Source organism: Aquabacterium sp. (assembly GCF_014378415.1).
In the GTDB taxonomy this organism is placed as follows: domain Bacteria; phylum Pseudomonadota; class Gammaproteobacteria; order Burkholderiales; family Burkholderiaceae_C; genus Aquabacterium.
Genome location: NZ_JACMNS010000175.1, coordinates 1 through 22,147, shown reverse-complemented (window position 1 = coordinate 22,147; position 22,147 = coordinate 1). Strand labels below are relative to the sequence as shown.

Below are 22,147 nucleotides of genomic sequence, written 5' to 3'. Positions count from 1 at the left end.
CTGGAGTCGATGATCGGCAAGCTGTGCCTGCGCCTGATGGACCTGCCCGGCGTGCTGGGCGTGCGCGTCAAGATTGCCAAGCTGGAGATCTTCGATGACTGCGAAGTGGCGATCAGGATGGAGACCGGGCAGTGGTGATCCGCCCGGTGCCCGGCCTCGTCAAGGCTTGGCGTTGATGCGCGCCCACGTGATCGTCGTGTGGGCGATGTGCTTGAGTAGGAAAACAATCTTCCCTGTGGGGTGTGCTTGTTGGCGCAACGTAAGCTTCTGCGTTGAATGAGGTTCACAAGGTATTCCCCATCGACTTTCAGCCCTGATTGGCCAGATCACGCCAGATCGGCGAAAATAGAGGGATGAACGACGCCGTAATCACCGACACCCGCCCCGAATTCCTGCACCGCACCGACGAAGCCAAGGCCGCAGACGCCAAGGCCAAGAAGCAAGTGTTCGAGGCGCAAAAGCTGTCCAAGCGCCTGCACCGCCAGGTGGGCCAGGCCATCACCGACTTCAACATGATCGAAGGCGGCGACAAGGTCATGGTCTGCATGTCGGGGGGCAAGGACAGCTACGCCATGCTCGACGTGTTGATGAACCTGCAAAAGCGTGCGCCAGTGCCGTTCGAGCTGGTGGCCGTCAACCTGGACCAGAAGCAGCCTGGCTTTCCGGAGCACGTGCTGCCCGAGTACCTGGCCAAGGTGGGCGTGCCGTTTCGCATTGAAGAGCAGGACACCTACAGCGTCGTCAAGCGCGTGATCCCCGAGGGCAAAACCACCTGCAGCCTGTGCTCGCGCCTGCGCCGGGGTATCTTGTACCGCGTGGCGTCCGAGTTGGGCTGCACCAAGATTGCCCTGGGCCACCACCGCGACGACATCCTGCAAACACTGTTCATGAACATGTTCTTCGGCTCCAAGCTCAAGGGCATGCCACCCAAACTTGTCACAGACAACGGTGATCATGTGGTCATTCGTCCCATGGCCTACTGTGCCGAGAAGGATTTGGCCACCTATGCAGAACACCGTCAGTTCCCCATCATCCCCTGCAACCTGTGTGGCAGCCAGGACGGTCTGCAACGCCAGCAAATGCGCGAAATGATCAATGAGTGGGACCGCAAATTCCCGGGGCGCGTGGACAACATGTTCACGGCCTTGTCCAACATCGTGCCCTCGCACTTGATGGACCGCAGCCTGTACCCCTTCACCACCATCCAGGCCGCCGGCCAGCCTGTGTTGGACGGCGACATCGCCTTTGACGAAGAAGAAAGCTGCGGCCCGGTGGGCGAATCCAAGATCTCCATTGTGAGCATTCGGCCGCAAAATGCCTGACCACACCCCGCGTCGCTGGATGAGAAGCGTGGCCGCCGTGCTGTTGGTGGTGGGTGCCACCGCGCTCAGCGGTTGCGCGGCTTTGCATTCGGTGACCAGCGAGGTCTCCAGCTATGGCAACTGGCCCACCGAGCGCAAGCCTTCGGCCACCACTTACGCTTTCGAGCGCCTGCCCTCGCAGCAGGTCGATGCGCCCTTGCAGGCCAATGTGGAAGCGGCCGCAGCCCCTGCGCTGGCCACGGCGGGCTTCACGCTCGCTGCCACGCCCGAAGCGGCCGATGTGATGGTGCAGGTGGCCATGCAGTCGCGCCTGTACCAAAGCCCTTGGCGCGACCGTTGGGGCCCATATGGGCCCTATGGCCGCGTGGGCTTTGGCAGTTGGTACGGTGGTGGCAGCCGATTCGGGTTTGGCCTGGGCATGTCGCTGGAGCCGCCCATGAGTGAGATGCAGGTTGACCTGCTGATCCGCGACAAGAAAACCACCAAGGTCTTGTACGAAACCCATGCTGTGCGCCAGCAAAATGGTGGCTGGGACGAGCGCCTGATGGCGCCCATGTTCGCGGCCGCGCTCAAGGACTTTCCGCTGCCTGCGATCAGCCCGCGCATTGTCTCCATCCCCTTGAACCCCCAAGACGCTGAATCCCCCAAGTAGTCGTCACAGTCCCACAGGATCCCCATGTCGCTTTCCATTGTCATCATGGCTGCCGGCAAGGGCACCCGCATGAAGTCGGCCCACCCCAAGGTGCTGCACAAAATCGCTGGTCGCCCCATGTTGTCCCACGTCATCAGCACCACCTCAAACTTGTCGGCGGCGCAGCAAATTGTGATCACCGGGCACGGCGCTGATCAGGTCGAGGCCACCATGCGCCAGGCCTTCCCCAGCCTGCCCTTGAGCTTCGTGCGGCAAGAGCCGCAACTGGGCACGGGCCACGCCGTGCAGCAGGCGGTGCCCGTGCTGCCTGACGCGGGCACCACCCTGATCCTGAATGGCGACACGCCCTTGATCGAAGCGGCCACCGCGCGTGCGTTGATCGACGCCAGCGCTGGCAACCAGCTGGCCTTGCTCACCATCCACCTGCTTGACCCCACCGGCTATGGCCGCATCGTGCGCGATGCCTCGGGCCAGAAGGTGCTGGCCATCGTTGAGCACAAAGACGCCACCGACGCACAACGCGCCATCACCGAGGTCTACACCGGCGTGATGGCCGCGCCCACCGCCAAGCTCAAGCAGTGGCTGTCCAAGCTGACCAACCAGAACGCGCAAGGCGAGTACTACCTGACCGATGTGGTGGCCCTGGCCCAACTGGATGGCGTGACCGTGGTGGCGGCGCAGCCGCGCGATGAGGTCGAGGTGCTGGGCGTGAACAGCCCCCTGCAACTGGCCGAGCTGGAGCGCCGCCACCAACGTGCCCAGGCCGAGCGCCTGATGGAACAAGGCGTGCGCCTGGCCGACCCGGCCCGCTTTGATGTGCGTGGCACGCTGCAATGCGGCCAAGACGTGGACATCGATGTCAACTGCGTGTTCGAAGGCGCGGTGAGTTTGGGCGATCGCGTTCAGATTGGTGCCAATTGCGTGATCCGCAACGCCACGGTTGGCGCGGGCGTGGTCATCCAGCCCTTCACGCACATCGATGGCGACACCTTGGGCGTCTCGGTGGGCGAGGGCTCGGTCATCGGGCCCTTCGCGCGGCTGCGCCCTGGCGCGCAACTGGGCCCCGAGGTCCACATCGGCAACTTTGTCGAAGTTAAAAATTCAACCCTGGGCCGGGGCTCCAAGGCCAACCACCTGGCCTACCTGGGCGATGCCACGGTGGGTGAGCGTGTCAACTACGGCGCGGGTAGCATCACCGCCAACTACGACGGGGCCAACAAGCACCGCACCGTGATCGGCAACGATGTGCAGGTGGGCTCCAACTGCGTGTTGGTGGCGCCCATCACCGTGGGCGATGGCGCCACCATTGGCGGCGGCAGCACCTTGGGCAAGGACGCGCCGGCAGGCCAGCTCACGGTGGCGCGTGCCAAGCAGGTGTCCCTGGCCGGCTGGCAGCGTCCGCAAAAGATCAAACGCTGAATAAAAGTGCAATCTCCCGCCTCTACACCGGGCCCGGCGGGTGAGCCTGTCGTTAACATGACGACTTTACATTCCCTCCACTAGCAGGACTGCCTGGCCGTGAACCATTACGACTGCTTGAAAGTCACCTCGGATGCGCCCACCGAGGTCATCCGGGCAGCCTATCGGGCACTCGCAGGCAAGCGCCATCCTGATCGGCAGGGTGGCACCATGGGCCGCGATGACGAGATGCACGAGCAGATGGTGGCCATCAACGCCGCCTACGAGGTGTTGATCAACCCAGAGCTGCGTGCCGAATACGACGCCTTGCTGGCCACCAAGGCCATGACCAAGGCCAAGGCCAAGCCAGCCGCCAGCAACCAGGCCAGGGCCATGGAAATGGCAGAGGGCGACAACGGTTTTTCAGAAACCCGCGTTGACATCGACTGGATGACGCCCAAGCCCTCCGGGCCCACCCCACTGTGGCCGCTCACGCCCAACCGCAAATACGCAGCCATCATCTTGGGCGTGGTGGTGGCCTTGTCTGCCATCTGGGTGGGCTGGGGGGTGGTTAGCCGCCACCAAATGGACAAGGCTTTGTCCGATCAATACGCCGCGCATCCGGCAGAGCGCACGCTGGATGACGATCAAATGTCGGGGTTGGCCGATGCCGCGCCCACGCCAGCATCAACAGCGTCCGTCACGGCGCGCGCCTCCGAGCCGACCGTGGCCATGACGCCCGAAGAACTCTTGGCTGCCGAGCAGGGCATGCCGCTCAGCCGCCCTGAAGCGCCACCGCCCAGCTTTGAGCGCCAGCCCACGGTGACCGAGCTGTCCAAGCTGTCTGACGAGCAATTGATGGCCATCTTGCCCAGCCTGGGTGAGTTGCAGCCGGCCAAGGGCTCGTTCTCGCGCCAGGTGGCCAGCACACCACAGCACCATCCGCTTGATGGCAAGCCGCTGAACCTGCGGCAGGAGCGGCAACTGGTGGACTCCCTGGCCCCCGCGGCACCCCTCAAGCGCTGACACGTCGTTCGCTGACCGCTTTAGGTGCTGGCCGGCAAGGGCAGGGCGGTGCCGAACTTGGCCCGCTTGACCGCAAAAAAGGCGCGCACATTGCGCACATGGCTGTCTTCGGTGAACAGCTGCCGCGCCAGGTCTTGGTAGCTGGGCATGTCGGCCACCTGGATCACCAGCACAAAATCTGGCCCGGGGGACACGCGCCAGCATTGCTGCACGCGGTCATCGGCCACGGCCTTGGCCTCAAACGCATCCAGCGCTTCTTGCGTTTGCTGATCAAGGGTCAACTCGACCAGCACCGACAAGCCCCAGCCCAGCGCCTCGGCCAAGCGCTCGGGCGACAGCACCGCCACTTGTTTTTCGATCAGGCCTGCATCCCACAGGCGCTTGACGCGGCGGTGGCAAGTGGCGGGTGACACCTTCACCAGCTCGGCCAGGGCCTGGTTGGACGGGGTGGCGTCTTTCTGCAACAGGGCGAGCAGTTGCAGGTCGATGGCATCGATGGTTGATGGCGCGGATGGGTTGGGCATGAAAGATTATTGCAAATCAAAGCCAATATTTGCATGATGATTTTTTGATGTGTTGAGTGTGGAATAAATCTCCAAAATTAGATTTAAAACAAAACAACATTTCTTGACGTAAGCCATAGCATCGATCCCTTCTGTTGGATTGGCCCCATGTGGCCTCAGGGAGCATCAGCATGTGCGGAATCGTCGGCGCCGTTGGATCGCGCAACATCACCCCGGTCTTGGTCGAGGGCCTCAAGCGGCTTGAATACCGGGGCTACGACTCCTGCGGCGTGGCCGTGCTGCAAGACTCGCAACTGCGCCGCTCGCGCAGCACCGAGCGCGTCTCTGAGCTGGGCGCCCTGATCCAGGCCGACGGCATCAACAGCACCCTGGGCATTGCCCACACCCGCTGGGCCACGCACGGCGCGCCCGCCGTGCACAACGCCCACCCGCACTTCTCGCACGGCACCGGCAAAGACGCGGCCAAGACCAAGCCTGGCCACATCGCCCTGGTGCACAACGGCATCATCGAGAACCACGAAACCTTGCGCGCCGAACTGCAAGCCAAGGGCTACGAGTTCTTGAGCCAGACCGACACCGAAGTCATCAGCCACCTGGTGGACCATTTGTATGACGGCGACTTGTTCGCCGCCGTCAAAGCCGCCACGCTGCGCCTGACCGGCGCCTACGCCATCGCCGTGTTTTGCAGCGACGAACCCCAGCGCGTGGTCGGTGCCCGCCAAGGCTCGCCCCTCATCTTGGGCGTGGGCGGCGTCGATGCCAGCGAGCGCTTTTTGGCGTCTGACGCCATGGCCCTGGCCGGCGTGACCGACCAGATCGTGTACCTGGAAGAAGGCGACGTGGTCGACCTGCAACCCGGCCGCCACTGGATCGAGAACCGCGCTGCCGGTGCCACCGAGCACCAGCGCATGGACGCCGCCGAGCGCCCCGTGCGCACGGTGACCGTGCACAGCGGTGCGGTCGAGCTGGGCCCTTACCGCCACTACATGCAAAAGGAAATTTTCGAGCAGCCGCGCGCCATTGCCGACACGCTGGAAGGCGTGGTCGCCATCACGCCCGAGCTGTTTGGCGACAAGGCGCTGGAGGTGTTCGGCAAGATCGACCGCGTGTTGATTTTGGCCTGCGGCACCAGCTACTACTCTGGCTCGGCCGCCAAGTACTGGCTGGAGTCGATCGCCAAGATCCCCACGCAGGTGGAAGTGGCCAGCGAGTACCGCTACCGCGACAGCGTGCCCGATGTGCGCACCCTGGTCGTCACCATCACCCAGTCTGGCGAGACGGCCGACACCCTGGCTGCGGTGAAGCACGCGCAAAGCCTGGGCATGAAGCACACGCTGACCATCTGCAACGTGGCCACCAGCGCCATGGTGCGCGAATGCGCGCTGGCCTACGTGACGCGGGCCGGTGTGGAAATTGGCGTGGCCTCGACCAAGGCCTTCACCACGCAGTTGGCCGCCTTGTTCTTGCTGACCTTGACGCTGGCCAAGCTGCGTGGCCACTTGAGCCCCGAGCAAGAAGCCAAGCACCTGACTGACATGCGCCACCTGCCCGTGGCCTTGCAATCGGTGCTGGCGCTGGAGCCGCAGATCATCTCTTGGGCGGAATCGTTTGCGCGCAAAGACAACGCCTTGTTTTTGGGGCGTGGGCTGCATTACCCGATTGCGCTGGAAGGTGCCTTGAAGCTGAAAGAGATCAGCTACATCCATGCCGAGGCTTATCCGGCGGGTGAGTTGAAGCACGGGCCCTTGGCGCTGGTGACCTCAGAGATGCCCGTGGTGGTGGTGGCGCCGCACGACACCTTGCTGGAGAAGCTGAAGAGCAATATGCAAGAGGTGAGGGCGCGTGGGGGTGAGCTGTATGTGTGTGCGGATGCGGACACGCAGATTCAGGCAGAGCCTGGGCTGCATGTGATTCGCTTACCGGAGCACTACGGCGCCTTGTCGCCCATCTTGCACACGGTGCCGTTGCAGTTGCTGGCGTATCACACGGCTTGTGCGAAGGGGACGGATGTGGACAAGCCGCGTAACCTCGCCAAATCGGTCACGGTGGAGTGATCGGCTAGCGAAATGCTCTTCGCTGATTCCCAATAATAAAGTCTGTCGGTCCGTAATAAAGTCTGTCGGACTTTGACGATTTTTTTGTGAGGAAACTCGGTCGAAGTTCAAGGCAAAAACCGCCACGTTCACTTGTAAAAAAGCCAGGCATTGCCTGGCTTTTTTGTTTGAGGTGAGCCCGAAGGTCGAGCTATTGCACTTAAGCTTTTTTCAGGCTGTGGAAGTAGCTCTTGGAGATCTGTTCATAAACGGACAGGTCTTGGACGGATGCACTTGAGATCGGATCAGCCGATGCCTTGGGCAAGGAGCGATTCGTTGTAGTTGCCAACTTCTGGGCAACACCAGATTTGCCATTGATATCAGACAGCATAGGCAACTCAAGCTGCCGATTTGGGCGTCGGGTTTGCGTCATTGTTGTCCTCTGTAGGTAGCAAGCTGGGAAGGCGGAGAGCCTTTGTCTGGATCTCCGCTACAACGACTTGCTCTAACCGTGGGATAGCCTTGAGACTCACATGCGTTGAGGGCAACGCCTCGATACGCTGAGGCAACCCTAACACTCCAGCCTTCTTGCGGGAACTACCTTCGAACAATTCAATGAATCGACGGGGAGCAATGCCATCGAACTGAAGCAATTGAACTTTCTCCCTTGGTTCGGTGGACTCGGTGATTGCATCAGCATGCAATTTGGTGGCGAGATTGCCTAATGCGTGCATGAGCTGCTGCTGGCGGGCGCAGTACGCCTGACCTTCCTCTCAGAGGTCGTCGGTTGCCTTCTGAAATTTAATTCCTTACAATATTCAAAATGTAAGGAATATTCATGTCGGAATCAACCGTTACCAGCAAAGGCCAGATCACCATTCCTGCTGACATACGCAAGGCTTTGGGCTTGACTACGCAGGACCGCGTGGTCTTCACGCCATTGCAAGATGGCACCGTGGTGATGCGGGCCAAGACCCGCTCCATGGTCGATTTGAAAGGCCTGCTCAAGCGGCCACGCGGGTCGGCCAAGGTGGCCATTGATGACATGAACATCGGGCGCGACTGATGGCGGGCCTGGACACCAATGTGCTGGTGCGTTGGTTGGTGGACGACGATGCTCGTCAATCTGCGGCGGTGGATGCCTTGCTGGCAAAGGTGCGATCCCGTGCGGAAACTTTGCTGGTGCCCACCACTGTCATCCTGGAGTTGGAATGGGTGCTGCGATCACGCTATGGGTTTGACAAGCCGACGGTGATCAAGGCTTTCAACGCCTTGCTTGAAACGCAAGAGATTGAGTTTGAGAATGAGGCTTTGCTTGAGCAGGCCCTTCACCTTTACAGGGAAGGTGTTGCTGACTTTGCTGATTGCTTGCATGCTGGCGCATGCGCTGCGTTGGGGCATGCGCCTTTACTGACGTTTGATCGGCGGGCAGCGAGGATGGAGTCGGTTGAGATGATGGGGTCTTGATGGGGAAGTCGGTTTTCGGCCAGTTACTGACATCAATGACCGGCGGCTGCCAAGCGAGCCGCTGTCAGTGGAAATCCTCCTCGCGCTGGTGGCGCGCGCCGATGACGAGGACCAACTCAGGGGTGCGTATATCGAAGCGAAGGACGTACCCGGTGGAGCCAAACGGGATGATGAGTTCCCGCAATGTTGGGCGTTGACCGACCTTGCGATAGCTGTAGGGCGTGGTCGCGAGATGACTGTTGGCAGCGGTGCGAATGGCCTCGACAGCCTCGTAGGCACGCATGGCTTCTAGGGCAGTCTCGGCGCGATCCAGCAGGAAGTCGAACAGGCGATCTAGATCAGCATCGGCCTCAGGCGTGAACTCGACTCTGAACGTCATTTGCGAAGCTGCTTCACCCGCGCTGCCACCTTCGCCTCAAGCTTCGACAAGACAACGTCTGACGGTATGGAAACCCCGGTGCGCTCGTACACTGCCAATGAGGCTTCGCACCGGGCGGCGAAGTCCGTTTGAACGCGACGAAATTCGACGGCGCGACGCACCGATGCCTCGACAAATTCAGTCAGCGTCTCGCCAGGCAGAAGCACCGAATCAAGATCAGCGCGCAACTCAGGTTCGACACGGACTTGAGGGATGACGGCGGTTTTCATGACCTTAGTGTAGTGCATCCGCACTACGTGTTCAAGCGCCGTGCTGGATCTCAGGCAGCATCGACTCCGCACCAGCGCGACCGTCAGCAATCTGGCGGGCCCGTTCGGTGAGCCTACGACTGCCGTGGGTCGAAAGTAGCCACTGCTATTTGAATCTCTCACGCCCCCAACCGCTGCGCAATCCCACCCCTGGCATCGCCACGACTGAAAACTCCAGCCCCTTGCTCACCTTCATCGTCATCACCTTGATGGAGTCGGCATTGGGCTTGTAGTCGCCAGACGCCTTGCGCACCTGGTAAGGCAGCCGCCTGTGCTTCAACGCCAGCGCGCATTCATCCATCACCGCATAGTCCCGGCACAGGATGGCCATGTCGCCCCAGGCGTGCCCTTCCTCGTGCGCTGCCTGCAGCAGTTCGGCCACCTTGAAGGCCTCATCGCGCAGACTGGGCAAGCGCACCACCATCGGCGCCTGGCCTTCGCGCCCATAGCTGATGGGGCGGATCAGGGGGATGCCGTCGTCGTCCTTGTCTTCGGGCGTCAGCAGGTCGGCCGCGATCAGGCTGGCGGTTTGCAAGATCTGTTTGGTGTTGCGGTAGTTGATCTTCAAGATGGTGGTGCGCCCTTGTGCCTGCACCCCCACGCTCTTGAAGCTGAACTGCTTGTTGCGCTTGCGTTCGTAAATGCTCTGCGCATCGTCATACAGCAGCAAGAGGCTGTTAGTGCTTGGGTCCACCATCTGCGTCACCAGCTTGAGCCATTCAGGCTGAAAGTCATGGCCTTCGTCAATCAAGATGGCCTGGTACTGGCCCGAAGGGATGTGCTTGCCGTCTACCGCGCGGATCCCGTTGTTCACCATTTGGTCGAAAATTTTTAAGGGGTGGCCCACCGGCACATCCTGCCCAAAGGCCACCAGCTGCTGCCGACACCATTTGTGGAAGTTGCGCACATGCACGCGGTCGGCCAGCCCCTTGGCGGCAAACACGGCATCCAGCTTCACGGCCAAGGGCTCGTTGAAGCACAGCACCAGGATCGGTTTGGACGTGGGGGTGTGGGCCTTGGCCAGGTATTCGGCCCGGTAGCCCAAAATCATGGTCTTGCCCGAGCCGGCCACGCCGTGGATCACGCGGTGCCCATCGCCCAAGCTGCGCGCCAACTGCTCTTGCTGCAGGTCCACACGCTCATGATGTCGGGCAGGTCGGCGTCGGCATCCTGGTCGTCAAAAAAGCTGCCCTGGGTTGGCACGCGCACTTCGGGGAACATGATCCAGCGTACGCGGTCCAGCTGCGGCAATGACATCGCCCCGCCGAATGAGTGCGGGAACATGTGCCACAGCCGTTGCTGGAAGGCTTCGGCATCCACCGATTCCAGCATCTCGTCCGCGCAGATGACGTGGTGCGGTTCAATGGCCTCGTGCAGGCCGGCATCGTCAAACTGCTTGCGCGTGATGCGCGTGAACACGACGCCGCGGCCCCGCGGAAAAGCCAGCTTGCCTTGGTGCGGTCCGGCGGCTGGCACAAGTTGCGCGTCGCGCTCCAGCGCGTTGACCACCTGAATGGCGCCGTGGCGGGCCTGGGCCAAGGGATTGATGACAACTTTCAGGTGCCCATCTGGGACGATCTCCCACGCTTGCCGCGAGGCTTGCTTGATGGTGTCAAGGCGCCAGTCTTTGGTTTCCAGGATCAGCAGGCCGCGCTTGGGGTGAATGATCACGAAGTCGGGCTGCGACTGCTTGGGGCCGATGGGCACGTCATACCAAAGCAGGTAATCAGCGTCGAGCTTTTGCTCAAGCCGCTCGGCCAGTCGGCGATTTTGTCAGCTGCCCATCATGCAATAGGAATGGCGGGCCGTGGCGCACTCACCCAGGTTGGAGGCTTGCCGCACCGCCGGAGTCAGCCATTTTTCGGGGATGTCATTTAAGCTATTTTGATGCTGAAATAAATTTCTATGTGGCATCTTGTTTGGCTATCATGATAAGTAAATTAAATGATTCTACTCATCAGCCTGCCATGAAAGTTGAAACAACCATAGAGGTGCACTTGAACGGTGCTTGGCGACCGGCCGCTGACCTTCAGTCCTGCGGAAATGACCGGTGCCGGCTCGAGTACCTGCCCGAGTACCTGTTTGCAGACGAGGCCCAAGCAATTGCCTTTGGCCTTCCCTTGGAGTTCCGGCCAGAGGTGCCCGATGAGGCTGGCAACTTCGAGAGAAAAATCCCCCCATGTCTCTATGACTTGGTCCCACAGGGCAAGGGGCGGGGGTTCTTGGTCAAACACCTTGGCCTTCAGGATCATGACAGCTTGGTGATGCCGCTGCTGATGGCCGGCGCCTTCAACCCAATCGGCAGGATGCGGTTGGCGTCTGCGGTCGAATTCTTTCAAGTGGAGTCGGCCAAGCAGCCCCATGCCCAGCAAGTCCAGGGCCTGACGCTGGACGACCTGCGCAATCGCTCGGATCAGTTCCTTGACCACGTGAGCTTGTACGCCATGTTGGCGGGCGGGACCACGGGCGTTCAAGGCGTGGCTCCAAAGTTTTTATTGGCGCAAGACGTGGCGGGCCAATGGCATGCGGACATGGCGCTTGCAGACGACAAGGCCGTGGCGCATTGGCTCATGAAGCTTCCTCGCGGAAAGACCAATGAGGACAGGGCCGTGTTGCGCAACGAGGCCGCCTATCTGCGCCTGGCCGCCAGGTGTGGGCTGCGTGCGCCCGTTGGCAGCCATGGTGCTGAAGATGGCGTGATGCTTGTGGGTGAAATGCTTTTCGTTCGAAGATTTGACAGGCAAATCATTGACGGAAAGCTGCATCGCCTGCATCAGGAAAGCATGGCCAGCGTTACCGGGCTTCGTGGATTCGCCGCGCACACAACCCTCAACGAGTTGCTGGTGGCGATGCGCTCCAAGGCCACGAATGTTGAGGCGGAAACGATCGAGTTCATCAAGCGTGACGTGATGGCCAGGGCCATGAGGGACACCGACAATCACGCTCGGAACACGGCGATGCAGCTACTGCCAGATGGCACGGCCCAGCTCACGCCGATTTTTGACTTTGCCCCGATGTTCAAAGACCCGGACGTGGTTCCAAGAAGCGTTGAATGGGCCGACGCCAAAGGAGCGACCCTTCGTGACTGGCAGCCGACGCTTGACGCCTTGGTTGAAGGCAAGACATTGACGGCCGAAGAGCACAAGAACATCGTTGGCGAGCTGGTCGATTTCAGCCAGATCGTGGCCGGCTTGCGTGCACTGGCACATGACTGTGGCGTCGAGAAGGACATCCTTGACCAATGCCTCATGTCGATTGATGAACAAGCCAATCAGCTCGTCAAACTTCATGCCTGACTTCACCTGTACCGGAGGCGGCCATGGACAAGCGCATCAAGACGATTGACCGAGAGAAAGACCGTGCAGATCGCGAGGCGCTCTATCAAGATTTGGCCTTGGGGAGGATCTCGGTCGGAGAGGCCGTCAAGAGGATGCGCAAGCTGAGCAAACTGACGCAACCAGAGTTTGCCAAGCACCGAGGCATCAGCACGGCGGCACTGCGTCAGATTGAATCGGACGCCGGGAATCCGACCATCGAGACGCTCAACAAAGTCGTTCAAGTTTTCGGCTTGCATGTCGGCTTTGTTCCCAACGCCGTGAAGGCCCCCACCTGACATGCCCAAAGCATCCATTGAAACGCTCGATGCCTTCCTCCTCAAGCAGGAGACATCCACCCTTTGTGCCGTCCTGCTTGAGCTGGCCGAGGCGAACAAGGAGGTCAAGCAGCGTCTGACCCGCCTTCAGTTGGCCAACCGTCCTGACAAGCTGGCCTCTGGATTTAAGAAGACCTTGGCGGCCTTGTGGCGCTCGACCAAAATCCGAGGCTACCGCGAATCGCGCGAATACGGCAGCATGCTCGAAACTTGGCTAGACCAAGTCGCCAAGGAGCTGGTCCCCAAAGATCCGGCCGCCGCCGTGGCGCTGTTCGAGAGCTTCATTGAGGCCGACAGCACCTGGTTCGATCAAGCCGATGATTCTGGCGGTGCCATTGGCGATGCGATGCGAGCGGCCTGCATACATTGGCTGCAGGCCGCAGCGCTCTGTGAGTCGCCAGCAGATGCTTGGCCCGGGCGGCTGATGACTTTGGCCTCGGCGGACCAGCATGGTGCGCGCGAAGAGTTATTGCGGCGCGCCGATTTGCTGCTGGCCGAGCCGGCCCTGTCGCTGTTGTCCGAGGCACTTCGCGACCCCGGTGTGCAGGTTCGCGCCGTGCTGAGTTACAGCCCTGATCCCAACCCTTTGCAGCGCCAGTCGTTTGCACAGGCCTACCTGGACGGCGGCCTTCCAGCCGAAGCGCTGCCTTGGCTTGAAGGCGCGTGGGGCCACATGGAAGGCACCCGACAAAGCATGCTGGCCGATGCGCTGGAGCGCCTGGGGCGTTTCAAGGAAAGCCTGCCCATCCGGCAGCAGATTTTTGAGCAGAACCCGGCCGTCATCTACCTGCAGCAATGGCTTGAGCACCTGCCGCAGGCCGACCGTGCCGCGGCATTGGTGCATGCCCACCAAACGGCCCTCAGCCATGCGGATCTGACCACGTCCAGCACCCTGCTGTTGGAGCTTGGTGACGTGGCAACCGCCGAGGCGCTGCTGGTGGCCGAGCCTGCCCGCGTGGACGGGCGGCACTATGCGTCACTCGTGCCCATGGCCAAAGCCTTTCGTGCGCAAGAGCGCTGGCTGGGCGAGGCGGTGGTCTACCGTGCACTCCTTCTGGCGATCCTTGAGCGCGGCTATGCGCCATCGTATGGGCATGGGGCCCGCTACCTGCTGCGCCTGCGCGAGCTTGCAAGCATGGGAGGAGGTGGTCCAATGCCCCTGCCGTTGCATGAGGCTTTCGAAGCCGATGTCCGCTTGCGGCATGGCCGAAAACCGGCATTCTGGGCGCATGTGAATGGCAAGCGCCTGGCGCCGTCGGACGACGATGATGGCGTGTGAGCCAGAATAAGCTGTGATACCCCTCCATCAGACAGAGACAGGCGCCCTACGTGTTTGAACAGACCTTCAAGAACATTGACGACATCTTGCACAAGGACGCCGGCTGCACCAGTGAGCTGGATTACACCGAGCAGTCATCGTGGCTGCTGTTCCTGAAATACCTGGACGCCCTGGAGCTGGACAAGGCCAATGAGGCCGAGCTTGAAGGCAAGGCCTACAGCTTCATCCTGCCCGAAGTCTTCCGCTGGAACAGCTGGGCCGCGCCCAAAACGCCTGAGGGCAAGCTTGACCACAACGCCGCCATGACGGGCGATGACCTGCGTGATTTTGTCAACGGGCGCTTGTTTGTCTACCTGGCCGGCTTCAAGCAACGCGCCAGCGGCTCCAACACCATCGAATACAAAATCGGTGAGGTCTTTGGCGAGATCCAGAACAAGATCCAGAGCGGCTACAACCTGCGCGACGTGATCGACCTGATCGACGAGTTGCGCTTTGGCTCGCAGGCCGAGAAGCACGAGCTCTCGCATCTGTATGAGGCCAAGATCAAGAACATGGGCAACGCCGGGCGCAACGGTGGCGAGTACTACACGCCGCGCCCGCTCATCCGCGCCATGATCAAGGTGCTGGCGCCCCAAATTGGCGAGCGCATCTACGATGGCGCCTGTGGCTCGGCCGGCTTCTTGTGCGAGGCCTTTGATTACCTGCTGCCTCTGGCCAGCAAGGCCGATGACCTCAAGACGCTGCAAACGCGCACCTTCTACGGCAAAGAGAAAAAGAGCCTGGCCTATGTGATCGCGATCATGAACATGATCCTGCACGGCATTGAGGCGCCCAACGTGGTCCACGCCAACACCCTGGGCGAGAACATCAACGACATCCAGGACAAAGACCGCTACGACGTGATCTTGGCCAACCCGCCCTTTGGCGGCAAAGAGCGCAAGGAGGTTCAGCAGAACTTCCCGATCAAGACGGGCGAGACGGCCTTTCTGTTCATGCAGCACTTCATCAAATCGCTCAAGGCCGGTGGGCGTGCGGCCATCGTGATCAAGAACACCTTCTTGAGCAACACCGACAACGCCAGCACCAGCCTCCGCAAGCTGCTGCTGGAAAGCTGCAATCTGCACACGGTGCTGGATTGCCCGGGCGGCACGTTTCAGGGCGCGGGTGTGAAGACGGTGGTGCTGTTCTTTGAGAAGGGCGAGCCCACGCGCAAGGTTTGGTTCTATCAGTTGAACCCGGGCCGCAACATGGGCAAGACCAACCCGCTCAATGATGGCGACATGGTTGATTTCATTGCGCGGCAGAAGAGCTTTGCGGCGTCGGACCAGAGTTGGTCGGTGGAGGTGGCGGGCTTGGATGCGGCCACCTGTGACCTGTCGGTGAAGAACCCGAAGGGTGGCGATGAGGTGGTGCTGCGCACGCCGCAGGTGATATTGGATGAGATTGCGGCGCTGGATGCGGAGAGTGCGGATGTGCTGGCGGTGATTCGGGGGTTGGTGTGAGCGGCGGTTGGATCACGAGCACGCTCCAAGAAACGTGCGATATGTACCAACCCAAGACGATCACTTCTAAGGAGTTGGTTCCGGATGGTCCGTATCCGGTCTATGGTGCAAACGGGGTGATCGGTCGTTACGATCGCTTTAACCATGAGGAGTCGCAACTCTTAATTACTTGTCGGGGGGCAACCTGCGGATCGATAAATGTTTCTGAGCCGAGGTCGTGGATCACTGGAAATTCCATGGTTATTCGCCCAAAGAATCAAGCCATTGACTTGCGTTTTTTGGAGTACCTGCTCTGCGGTGGTGTGGACCTTGACGCTGCAATCACCGGCGCTGCACAACCTCAGATCACGCGTACAAACCTCAACCCAATAGCTGTTCGGTACCCGTCTTCGGTTCAAGAGCAGAACCGCATCGTCGCCATCCTCGACGAAGCCTTCGAGGCCATCGCCACCGCCAAGGCCAACGCCGAGAAGAGCCTACAAAGAGTCAGCGAGTTGTTCGAACACGCCATGCTCCTGCTGGTTGACCAGTCGGGGAGGGGCATCACCCATTTCACAATGGCAGACGTTTGCGAGATTCGATCAAAATTGGTGGACCCGCGAGATGCGCCGTACCTGGATCAACTGCACGTCGGCGCAGGCAACATTGTTTCAAAGACGGGTGAGGTGGTCGATGTCTTGACGGCCCGCCAAGAGCAGTTGATCTCGGGCAAGTTCGAGTTTGATGACTCGATGGTGCTGTACAGCAAGATTCGGCCATATCTGATGAAGGTGGTCAGGCCGGATTTCAGTGGGCTTTGTAGTGCCGATATCTATCCTTTGATGCCAAAGCCAGGTGTGATCTCGCGTGACTTTTTGTACTACACATTGCTCTCATCGGCCTTCACTGATTACGCCATCAAAGGGTCAGCCAGAGCTGGTATGCCTAAGGTCAACAGAGATCACCTGTTTGCTTATCAGTTGAGTTTGCCGCCGGTTGAGGTTCAGGGTCAGATCACTCGCAAGCTCGATTCCCTGGCTGACAATGTCGAGAGCATGCAAGGCATTTACGCTCGCAAACTCGCGGCCCTAGACGAACTGAAAAAATCCCTTCTCCACCAAGCCTTCACCGGCCAACTGTGAACCACCTCGACGCCAGCCGCCTGAATGGCATAAAGTTCGGTGAACAACGCCGGGCCTGAAACCGGGCAAGCTAGGAAACGCAACATGGCCAAGAGCAATCTGCTGAAAACCCAGGACGTCACGTTTCTGGACCTCATCGGCAACGGCAAGAAATACCGTGTGCCCTCGTTCCAGCGTGACTACGCCTGGGAAGAAGAGCAGTGGGAAGACCTCTGGAACGACATCATCGAGTTGCGTGAGGTTCCCGGCAGCTTTCACTACATGGGCGCGCTGGTGGTCGAGGCATCGTCAGACCGCGAGTTCCAGATCATCGATGGCCAGCAGCGCGTGGCCACGCTGAGCGTGCTGGCCTTGGCGGTCATTCACCGCCTCAAAGCCATGCCGGGTGATGAGGCCACGCAGGCGGCCAACGCCGATCGTGCAGCGCAACTGCGCAATCGCTTCATCGGTGAAAAGGACCCCGCCTCTTTGCTGGAGAGCAGCAAGCTGTTCCTCAACGACACCGACGATGGCTTCTATCAAGATTACCTGGTGCAGCTGCGCCAGCCCTTGAACCCACGGGGCTTGCCGAAATCCAACCGCCTGTTGTGGCAATGCTTTGGCTGGTTTGACCAGCGCTTGTCTGACATGGGCGCGCAGGGTGAAGCCCTGGCCCGCTTGCTGTCTGACACGGTGGCACGCCAACTCTTGTTCATCTTGATCACGGTGGAAGACGACATCAGCGCCTACACGGTGTTTGAGACGCTCAACGCCCGAGGCCTGGAGCTGTCGTCCACCGATCTCTTGAAGAACTATCTGTTTTCAAGGGTGGCCGCCAAATCTGATCTGATGGCCTTGCAGCGCAGGTGGCACCACATGATCGGTACCGTCAAACACGAGCGCTTTCCAGAGTTCTTGCGCTACCACCTGTTGTGCCGCTTTCCCCAGGTGCGCAAACAGCGGCTGTTCAAGACCGTGCGTGACGAGGTTCGATCCTCGGCGGATGTGTTCGCCCTGATGGATGCCCTGGAGCAGCGTGCCGACTTGTTTGCGGCCATGGACGACACCGCCCACGAGTTCTGGCAAGAGCGACCTGCGGCGCGGCCCTACATCCGTGATTTGCAGTTGTTTGGGGTGCGACAACACACCCCCTTGGTTTTTGCCGCTTGGGCGCGCTTGAGCCCGGATGACTTTGTGCGTGTGCTCAAGTTGTTGTGTGTGGTGTCGTTCCGCTACACGGTGATCGGGGGGCTGAACACCAACGAGCTGGAGCCGGTCTACCACCGGGCGGCCAAGGGTGTGTTGGATGGTGAGTTGGCAACGCCAGCCGCAGTCTTTAACGCCTTGCGGAGCATCTACGTGGACGACGACAAGTTCGTGCGTGATTTCTCCAACAAGGAGATGGACACCAACGGCCGCCGCAAGAAGCTGGTGAAGTATGTGCTGTGCCATTTGGAGGCTGACGCCTCGAGCGTGGCACGCGATTGGGAAACTGACCCAGGCACCATTGAGCACGTGTTGCCAGAGAACCCGTCCGGGAGCTGGGATGAAGCGTTCAGCCCTGAGCGCCAGAAAGATTTTGTGTACCGGTTGGGCAATTTCCTGCTGCTGGAGTCGTCGATCAACCGCAACTGCCAGAACGTTGAGTTCGCTCAGAAGCTGCCCTTGTACGCAAGCAGTGCTTATGGCTTGACAAAAAACCTGGCTGAATCAGGTGTCGCCGAGTGGAATCCGGCCACTTTGGGTGAACGCCAGAGCCGCATGGCTGCCCGTGCAGCGCATGTGTGGCGGGCTGACTTTGCCTAGGATGTGTTTCAGACCGCACGCAAGCACTGGCACCATTTGAGGTGGCTGCTGGAAAATGAAGGCGGTCAGTCGGTGGCAAGTTGTCACCGACTGAAATTGCTGACAGCAGACGGCAAGAGCGACCTCATCGACAAGGGGATTGCGCAGCGCATATGGTCGATGTCAATTTGACATCGATGCTGTAAATATGACACCATCGAGGTGAAATTGACAGCAACCTGAGCCATGAACGAGCCCCAACTCACCGAAGTCTTTGGCAGTGCAGACCGTTTCCGCGCTCTGCGCACCCTGTTTGCCGAGCCCAGCCGGGGCTTCGGCCTGCGTGAACTGGCGGCCGAGGCCGGGGTCGATTCAGGCAATGTTTCGCGCATGCTCAAGCGCTGGGTGGCCGCTGGCCTGGTGGCCCGCCGCGTGGCCGATGGCCTGCCGCGCTACCAAGCCAGCCCCGACCCGGCCTTGGCGCCGTTGGTTCAACTCATGCAGCAGGACAGCGTCCTTGTGCGCACCCTGCGCGAAGCCTTGCAGCCCCTCAAGGGCATTCAGGTAGCCCTGGTGTTTGGCTCGGTGGCGCGTGGCCAGACCGGGGCGGGCAGCGACATCGACGTGCTCGTGCTGGGCGATGTCTCCGAACTCAAGGTGAACGTGGCGCTCAAGCCCGCAGGCAGGGCGCTGGGCCGGGAGGTCCATGCCACTGCGTGTACCATCGATTCATTCCATGAACAACTCCGTGGCGGAGAGAGCTTTGCACAAGACATTGTGCGAGGGCCCCGGACACCCTTGATTGGCGATTTCGATGTTGAAGTCTTTTCAGGCCCTGGCCGCCGAACCTGATTCGGCCCTCAAGCCGCAGGCGGCCAATGGGCGCGATGTGGTGCAGTGGCTCAAGCAAGCCCACACCAAACTGGAGGATGCCCGGCAAACGGCCATTTCTGCCGGCACCCGCATGGATGCTGCCTGGGATGCCGTGTTGATGGCCTGCCTGGCGGTGGCCTGTGCTGAAGGTTGGCGCGCCACCAGCGAGAAGGGGCACCGCGCCGTGGTGCTTGAAGGCACCGTGCAGGCCTTGGGCCTGAGTGAGCCACGCCACGATGAACTCGACACCCTGCGCGATTGGCGCAACCGCAAATACCGGGCGGGCTTTGCAGTGCACGCATCCGAGGTGGAAGAAGCCTTGCAATGGGTCGCGCCTTTTCTGACTGAGGTGGCGCACTGGTTCCACGAGCAACACAGCAAGCTCATGAAACAAGGTTTGGCCCTATGAACGAGTCCGAAACTCGCGCCGAGCACATCGACCCCGCCCTGAAAGCCGCTGGCTGGGGCGTGGTCGAAGGCAGCCGCATCCTGCGTGAGCACGCCATCACCCAGGGCCGCTTGCAAGGTGGTGGCAAACGGGCTCGCGCCGAGATCGCCGATTACGTGCTGGTCTACCGCAACACCAAGCTCGCCGTGATCGAGGCCAAGGCCTGGGCCAAGCCCCACACCGAAGGCGTAGGCCAGGCCAAAAGCTATGCCGCCAAATTGGCCGTGCGCTACACCTACGCCACCAATGGCCAGGCCATCTACGGCATCGACATGGCGCAGGGCACCGAAGGCGATGTGCCCGCCTACCCCAGCCCCGATGAGCTTTGGGCCCAGACCTTTGCCCAGGCCAACGCCTGGCGCGACCGCTTTGCCGCCATCCCCTTTGAAGACAAAGGCGGCACGTGGCAGGGCCGCTACTACCAGGACATCGCCATCAGCCGGGTGCTGGATGCGATTGCACACGGCCGAGATCGCATCCTGCTCACGCTGGCCACCGGCACGGGCAAGACCTTCGTGGCTTTTCAGCTGGCGTGGAAGCTGTTTCAAAGCCGCTGGAACTTGGGCGACTGGAAATCAGCCGAAGAACCCAAGCGCCGCCCGCGCATCTTGTTCCTGGCCGATCGCAACATCCTGGCCGATCAGGCCTACAACGCCTTCGCGGCCTTCCCTGACGATGCCCTGGTGCGCATCGACCCCGCGGACATCCGCAAGAAGGGCCGAGTGCCCAAGAACGGCAGCATCTTCTTCACCATCTTTCAGACCTTCATGAGTGGCCCGGGTGAATTGCCCTATTTTGGCGAGTACCCACCTGACTTCTTCGACTTCATCGTGATCGACGAGTGCCACCGTGGCGGTGCCAAGGATGAAAGCTCATGGCGGGCTATTTTGGAATACTTTGCGCCCGCTGTGCAGTTGGGCCTGACGGCCACGCCCAAGCGCACCATCAATACGGACACCTACGCCTACTTTGGCGAGCCGGTGTACCAGTACTCCCTCAAAGAGGGCATCAACGATGGCTTCCTGACGCCCTTCAAGGTTCGGCAGATTGCGACCACGCTGGATGACTACGTCTACACCGCCGACGACGAGGTGGTGGAGGGCGACATCACGGCGGGCAAGCGCTACGAAGAGAAAGACTTCAACCGCATCATTGAGATCAAAGAGCGCGAGGCGCACCGGGTCAAGCTGCTCATGGGCATGATCGACCAGCGCGAGAAAACCATCGTCTTTTGCGCCACGCAAGCTCATGCGCTGCATGTGCGTGATTTGATCAACCAGATCAAGACCAGCACCGCACCGAACTACTGCGTGCGCGTGACCGCCAATGATGGCGCCCTGGGCGATCAGCACCTGCGTGATTTTCAGGACAACGAGAAGACCATCCCGACGGTACTGACCACGTCACAGAAGCTCTCGACCGGGGTGGATGCCCGCAACGTGCGCAACATCGTGCTACTGCGCCCGGTGAACTCGATGATCGAGTTCAAGCAGATCATCGGGCGTGGCACCCGGCTGTATGACGGCAAGGACTACTTCACGATTTATGACTTCGTGAAGGCGCACCACCTGTTCAGCGATCCGGCGTGGGATGGCGAGCCCATTGAGCCTGTGCCCACAGGTGGCGTCACGTCCCCACGCGAGCCAGATCCATTGGTGTTGGTGGCCAGTGAGCCCCCGGGCGCTGGGCTTGATCCGCGCCCTGCCAAGATCATGGTCAAGCTGGCCGACGGCAAGGCCCGCAAGATCCAGCACATGACGGCCACCACGTTCTGGAGTGCCGATGGCACGCCGATGTCTGCCGCGCAGTTCCTTGAGGCGCTGTACGGGGCGCTGCCCGAGTTCTTCAAGGACGAGGACGAGCTGCGAACGATCTGGAGTGCACCCGACACACGCAAAGCCTTGTTGGCGGGTTTGGCCGACAAGGGCTTTGGCCGCGAGCCCTTGCTGGAGATGCAGAAGATCATCGATGCTGAGAACAGCGATCTTTACGATGTTTTGGCGCATGTGGCCTTTGCCTTGGAGCCTGTGTCCCGAGAAGCTCGGGCAGCCAAGGCCAAAGTGGCGGCGATGCTGGCCGATGGCCTCACCGACAAGCAGCAAGCCTTTGTGGACTTTGTGCTCGTCCAGTATGTGAAGCAGGGCGTCGATGAGCTTGACCAGGAGAAGCTGTCGCCCTTGCTCAAGCTCAAGTACAACAACGCGATTGCTGATGCCTTTGCAGAGTTGGGCAAACCAGAGCAGGTGCGGCGCGTGTTCGTGGGCTTTCAGCGGCACCTGTATGAGGCGTCAGCCGACATCAAATCGGCGCGAGGACGAACTGCTTGACAATCGAACTCAAGCGAACAGCCTGGAGTTTGAGGTTTTCTGACGCCGCAGCGCTCTCCTCGACGAGGGCCG

At 60.6% G+C, this 22,147-nt stretch carries 20 protein-coding genes and 2 pseudogenes; 17 read left to right on the top strand and 5 right to left on the bottom strand.

Annotation, left to right across the window (positions count from 1 at the left end; genetic code table 11):
* The 5 genes and pseudogenes from H7225_RS15645 to H7225_RS15625 form a co-directional block, all read left to right on the top strand.
* Positions 1–138 (top strand): annotated as a pseudogene (locus tag H7225_RS15645) (dihydroneopterin aldolase); the annotation flags it as partial.
* Between the two features lie 215 nt (positions 139–353).
* Positions 354–1,322 carry a tRNA 2-thiocytidine(32) synthetase TtcA gene (ttcA, locus tag H7225_RS15640; RefSeq protein WP_290663477.1) on the top strand — a complete coding sequence of 323 codons (969 nt, stop codon included), beginning with the start codon at positions 354–356 and terminating at the stop codon, positions 1,320–1,322.
* Positions 1,315–1,974, top strand: a complete 660-nt coding sequence (locus tag H7225_RS15635; protein WP_290663475.1) for a DUF4136 domain-containing protein — start codon at positions 1,315–1,317, stop codon at positions 1,972–1,974. Before ttcA ends, H7225_RS15635 begins: the two co-directional genes overlap by 8 nt.
* A 24-nt stretch (positions 1,975–1,998) precedes the next feature.
* Positions 1,999–3,393: a bifunctional UDP-N-acetylglucosamine diphosphorylase/glucosamine-1-phosphate N-acetyltransferase GlmU gene (gene glmU, locus H7225_RS15630; protein ID WP_290663473.1), complete on the top strand. Its 1,395-nt coding sequence runs from the start codon at positions 1,999–2,001 to the stop codon at positions 3,391–3,393.
* A gap of 99 nt (positions 3,394–3,492) precedes the next feature.
* Positions 3,493–4,398: a J domain-containing protein gene (locus H7225_RS15625; protein ID WP_290663471.1), complete on the top strand. Its 906-nt coding sequence runs from the start codon at positions 3,493–3,495 to the stop codon at positions 4,396–4,398.
* 20 nt (positions 4,399–4,418) lie between these two features.
* Here H7225_RS15625 and H7225_RS15620 read toward each other — a convergent pair whose 3' ends face one another.
* On the bottom strand, positions 4,419–4,922 hold the full coding sequence (locus tag H7225_RS15620; RefSeq protein ID WP_290663469.1) for an Lrp/AsnC family transcriptional regulator: 504 nt from the start codon (positions 4,920–4,922) through the stop codon (positions 4,419–4,421).
* 170 nt (positions 4,923–5,092) lie between these two features.
* On the opposite strand from H7225_RS15620, the gene glmS reads away from it, so the two are divergent.
* On the top strand, positions 5,093–6,976 hold the full coding sequence (gene glmS / locus H7225_RS15615; protein WP_290663467.1) for a glutamine--fructose-6-phosphate transaminase (isomerizing): 1,884 nt from the start codon (positions 5,093–5,095) through the stop codon (positions 6,974–6,976).
* A 377-nt stretch (positions 6,977–7,353) separates the two neighbouring features.
* Here the strand turns inward: glmS and H7225_RS15610 are convergent, their stop codons facing one another.
* Entirely contained in the window at positions 7,354–7,689 is a 336-nt protein-coding gene (locus H7225_RS15610) for a hypothetical protein (RefSeq protein ID WP_290663465.1), read from the bottom strand.
* A gap of 104 nt (positions 7,690–7,793) precedes the next feature.
* Between H7225_RS15610 and H7225_RS15605 the strand changes: the two genes are divergently transcribed.
* Positions 7,794–8,021, top strand: coding sequence for a type II toxin-antitoxin system PrlF family antitoxin (locus H7225_RS15605; RefSeq protein WP_290663463.1), 228 nt, complete (start codon positions 7,794–7,796; stop codon positions 8,019–8,021).
* Positions 8,021–8,422, top strand: coding sequence for a type II toxin-antitoxin system VapC family toxin (locus H7225_RS15600; protein WP_290663461.1), 402 nt, complete (start codon positions 8,021–8,023; stop codon positions 8,420–8,422). Before H7225_RS15605 ends, H7225_RS15600 begins: the two co-directional genes overlap by 1 nt.
* A gap of 64 nt (positions 8,423–8,486) precedes the next feature.
* Here the strand turns inward: H7225_RS15600 and H7225_RS15595 are convergent, their stop codons facing one another.
* From H7225_RS15595 to H7225_RS15585, 3 genes and pseudogenes are all read right to left on the bottom strand, one after another.
* Entirely contained in the window at positions 8,487–8,801 is a 315-nt protein-coding gene (locus H7225_RS15595) for a type II toxin-antitoxin system RelE/ParE family toxin (RefSeq protein ID WP_290663459.1), read from the bottom strand.
* Positions 8,798–9,070 carry a YlcI/YnfO family protein gene (locus tag H7225_RS15590; protein ID WP_290663457.1) on the bottom strand — a complete coding sequence of 91 codons (273 nt, stop codon included), beginning with the start codon at positions 9,068–9,070 and terminating at the stop codon, positions 8,798–8,800. Before H7225_RS15590 ends, H7225_RS15595 begins: the two co-directional genes overlap by 4 nt.
* 181 nt (positions 9,071–9,251) lie before the next feature.
* Positions 9,252–10,870, bottom strand: a pseudogene (locus tag H7225_RS15585) (3'-5' exonuclease); the annotation flags it as partial.
* A 167-nt stretch (positions 10,871–11,037) separates the two neighbouring features.
* On the opposite strand from H7225_RS15585, the gene H7225_RS15580 reads away from it, so the two are divergent.
* The 9 genes from H7225_RS15580 (at position 11,038) to hsdR (ending at position 22,075) form a co-directional block, all read left to right on the top strand.
* On the top strand, positions 11,038–12,405 hold the full coding sequence (locus tag H7225_RS15580; RefSeq protein ID WP_290663479.1) for a HipA domain-containing protein: 1,368 nt from the start codon (positions 11,038–11,040) through the stop codon (positions 12,403–12,405).
* 23 nt (positions 12,406–12,428) lie between these two features.
* Positions 12,429–12,722: a helix-turn-helix transcriptional regulator gene (locus tag H7225_RS15575; RefSeq protein ID WP_290663455.1), complete on the top strand. Its 294-nt coding sequence runs from the start codon at positions 12,429–12,431 to the stop codon at positions 12,720–12,722.
* A gap of 1 nt (position 12,723) precedes the next feature.
* Entirely contained in the window at positions 12,724–14,040 is a 1,317-nt protein-coding gene (locus H7225_RS15570; protein ID WP_290663453.1) for a DUF6880 family protein, read from the top strand.
* 50 nt (positions 14,041–14,090) lie between these two features.
* Positions 14,091–15,542: a type I restriction-modification system subunit M gene (locus H7225_RS15565; RefSeq protein ID WP_290663451.1), complete on the top strand. Its 1,452-nt coding sequence runs from the start codon at positions 14,091–14,093 to the stop codon at positions 15,540–15,542.
* Complete coding sequence (locus H7225_RS15560; RefSeq protein ID WP_290663449.1) at positions 15,539–16,663, top strand: restriction endonuclease subunit S; 1,125 nt, start codon at positions 15,539–15,541, stop codon at positions 16,661–16,663. Before H7225_RS15565 ends, H7225_RS15560 begins: the two co-directional genes overlap by 4 nt.
* Before the next feature lie 84 nt (positions 16,664–16,747).
* On the top strand, positions 16,748–18,448 hold the full coding sequence (locus tag H7225_RS15555) for a DUF262 domain-containing HNH endonuclease family protein (protein ID WP_290663447.1): 1,701 nt from the start codon (positions 16,748–16,750) through the stop codon (positions 18,446–18,448).
* Positions 18,449–18,673: 225 nt separating this feature from the next.
* Positions 18,674–19,279 (top strand): nucleotidyltransferase domain-containing protein, encoded by a 606-nt coding sequence (locus H7225_RS15550; RefSeq protein WP_290663445.1) that lies wholly within the window; start codon positions 18,674–18,676, stop codon positions 19,277–19,279.
* The gene (locus tag H7225_RS15545) at positions 19,242–19,709 is read left to right on the top strand and encodes a hypothetical protein (RefSeq protein ID WP_290663443.1); all 468 of its coding nucleotides are present in this window, start codon (positions 19,242–19,244) and stop codon (positions 19,707–19,709) included. Before H7225_RS15550 ends, H7225_RS15545 begins: the two co-directional genes overlap by 38 nt.
* Complete coding sequence (gene hsdR / locus H7225_RS15540; RefSeq protein ID WP_290663441.1) at positions 19,706–22,075, top strand: EcoAI/FtnUII family type I restriction enzme subunit R; 2,370 nt, start codon at positions 19,706–19,708, stop codon at positions 22,073–22,075. The genes H7225_RS15545 and hsdR overlap by 4 nt, the downstream gene beginning before the upstream one ends.
* Positions 22,076–22,147 lie beyond the last annotated feature (72 nt).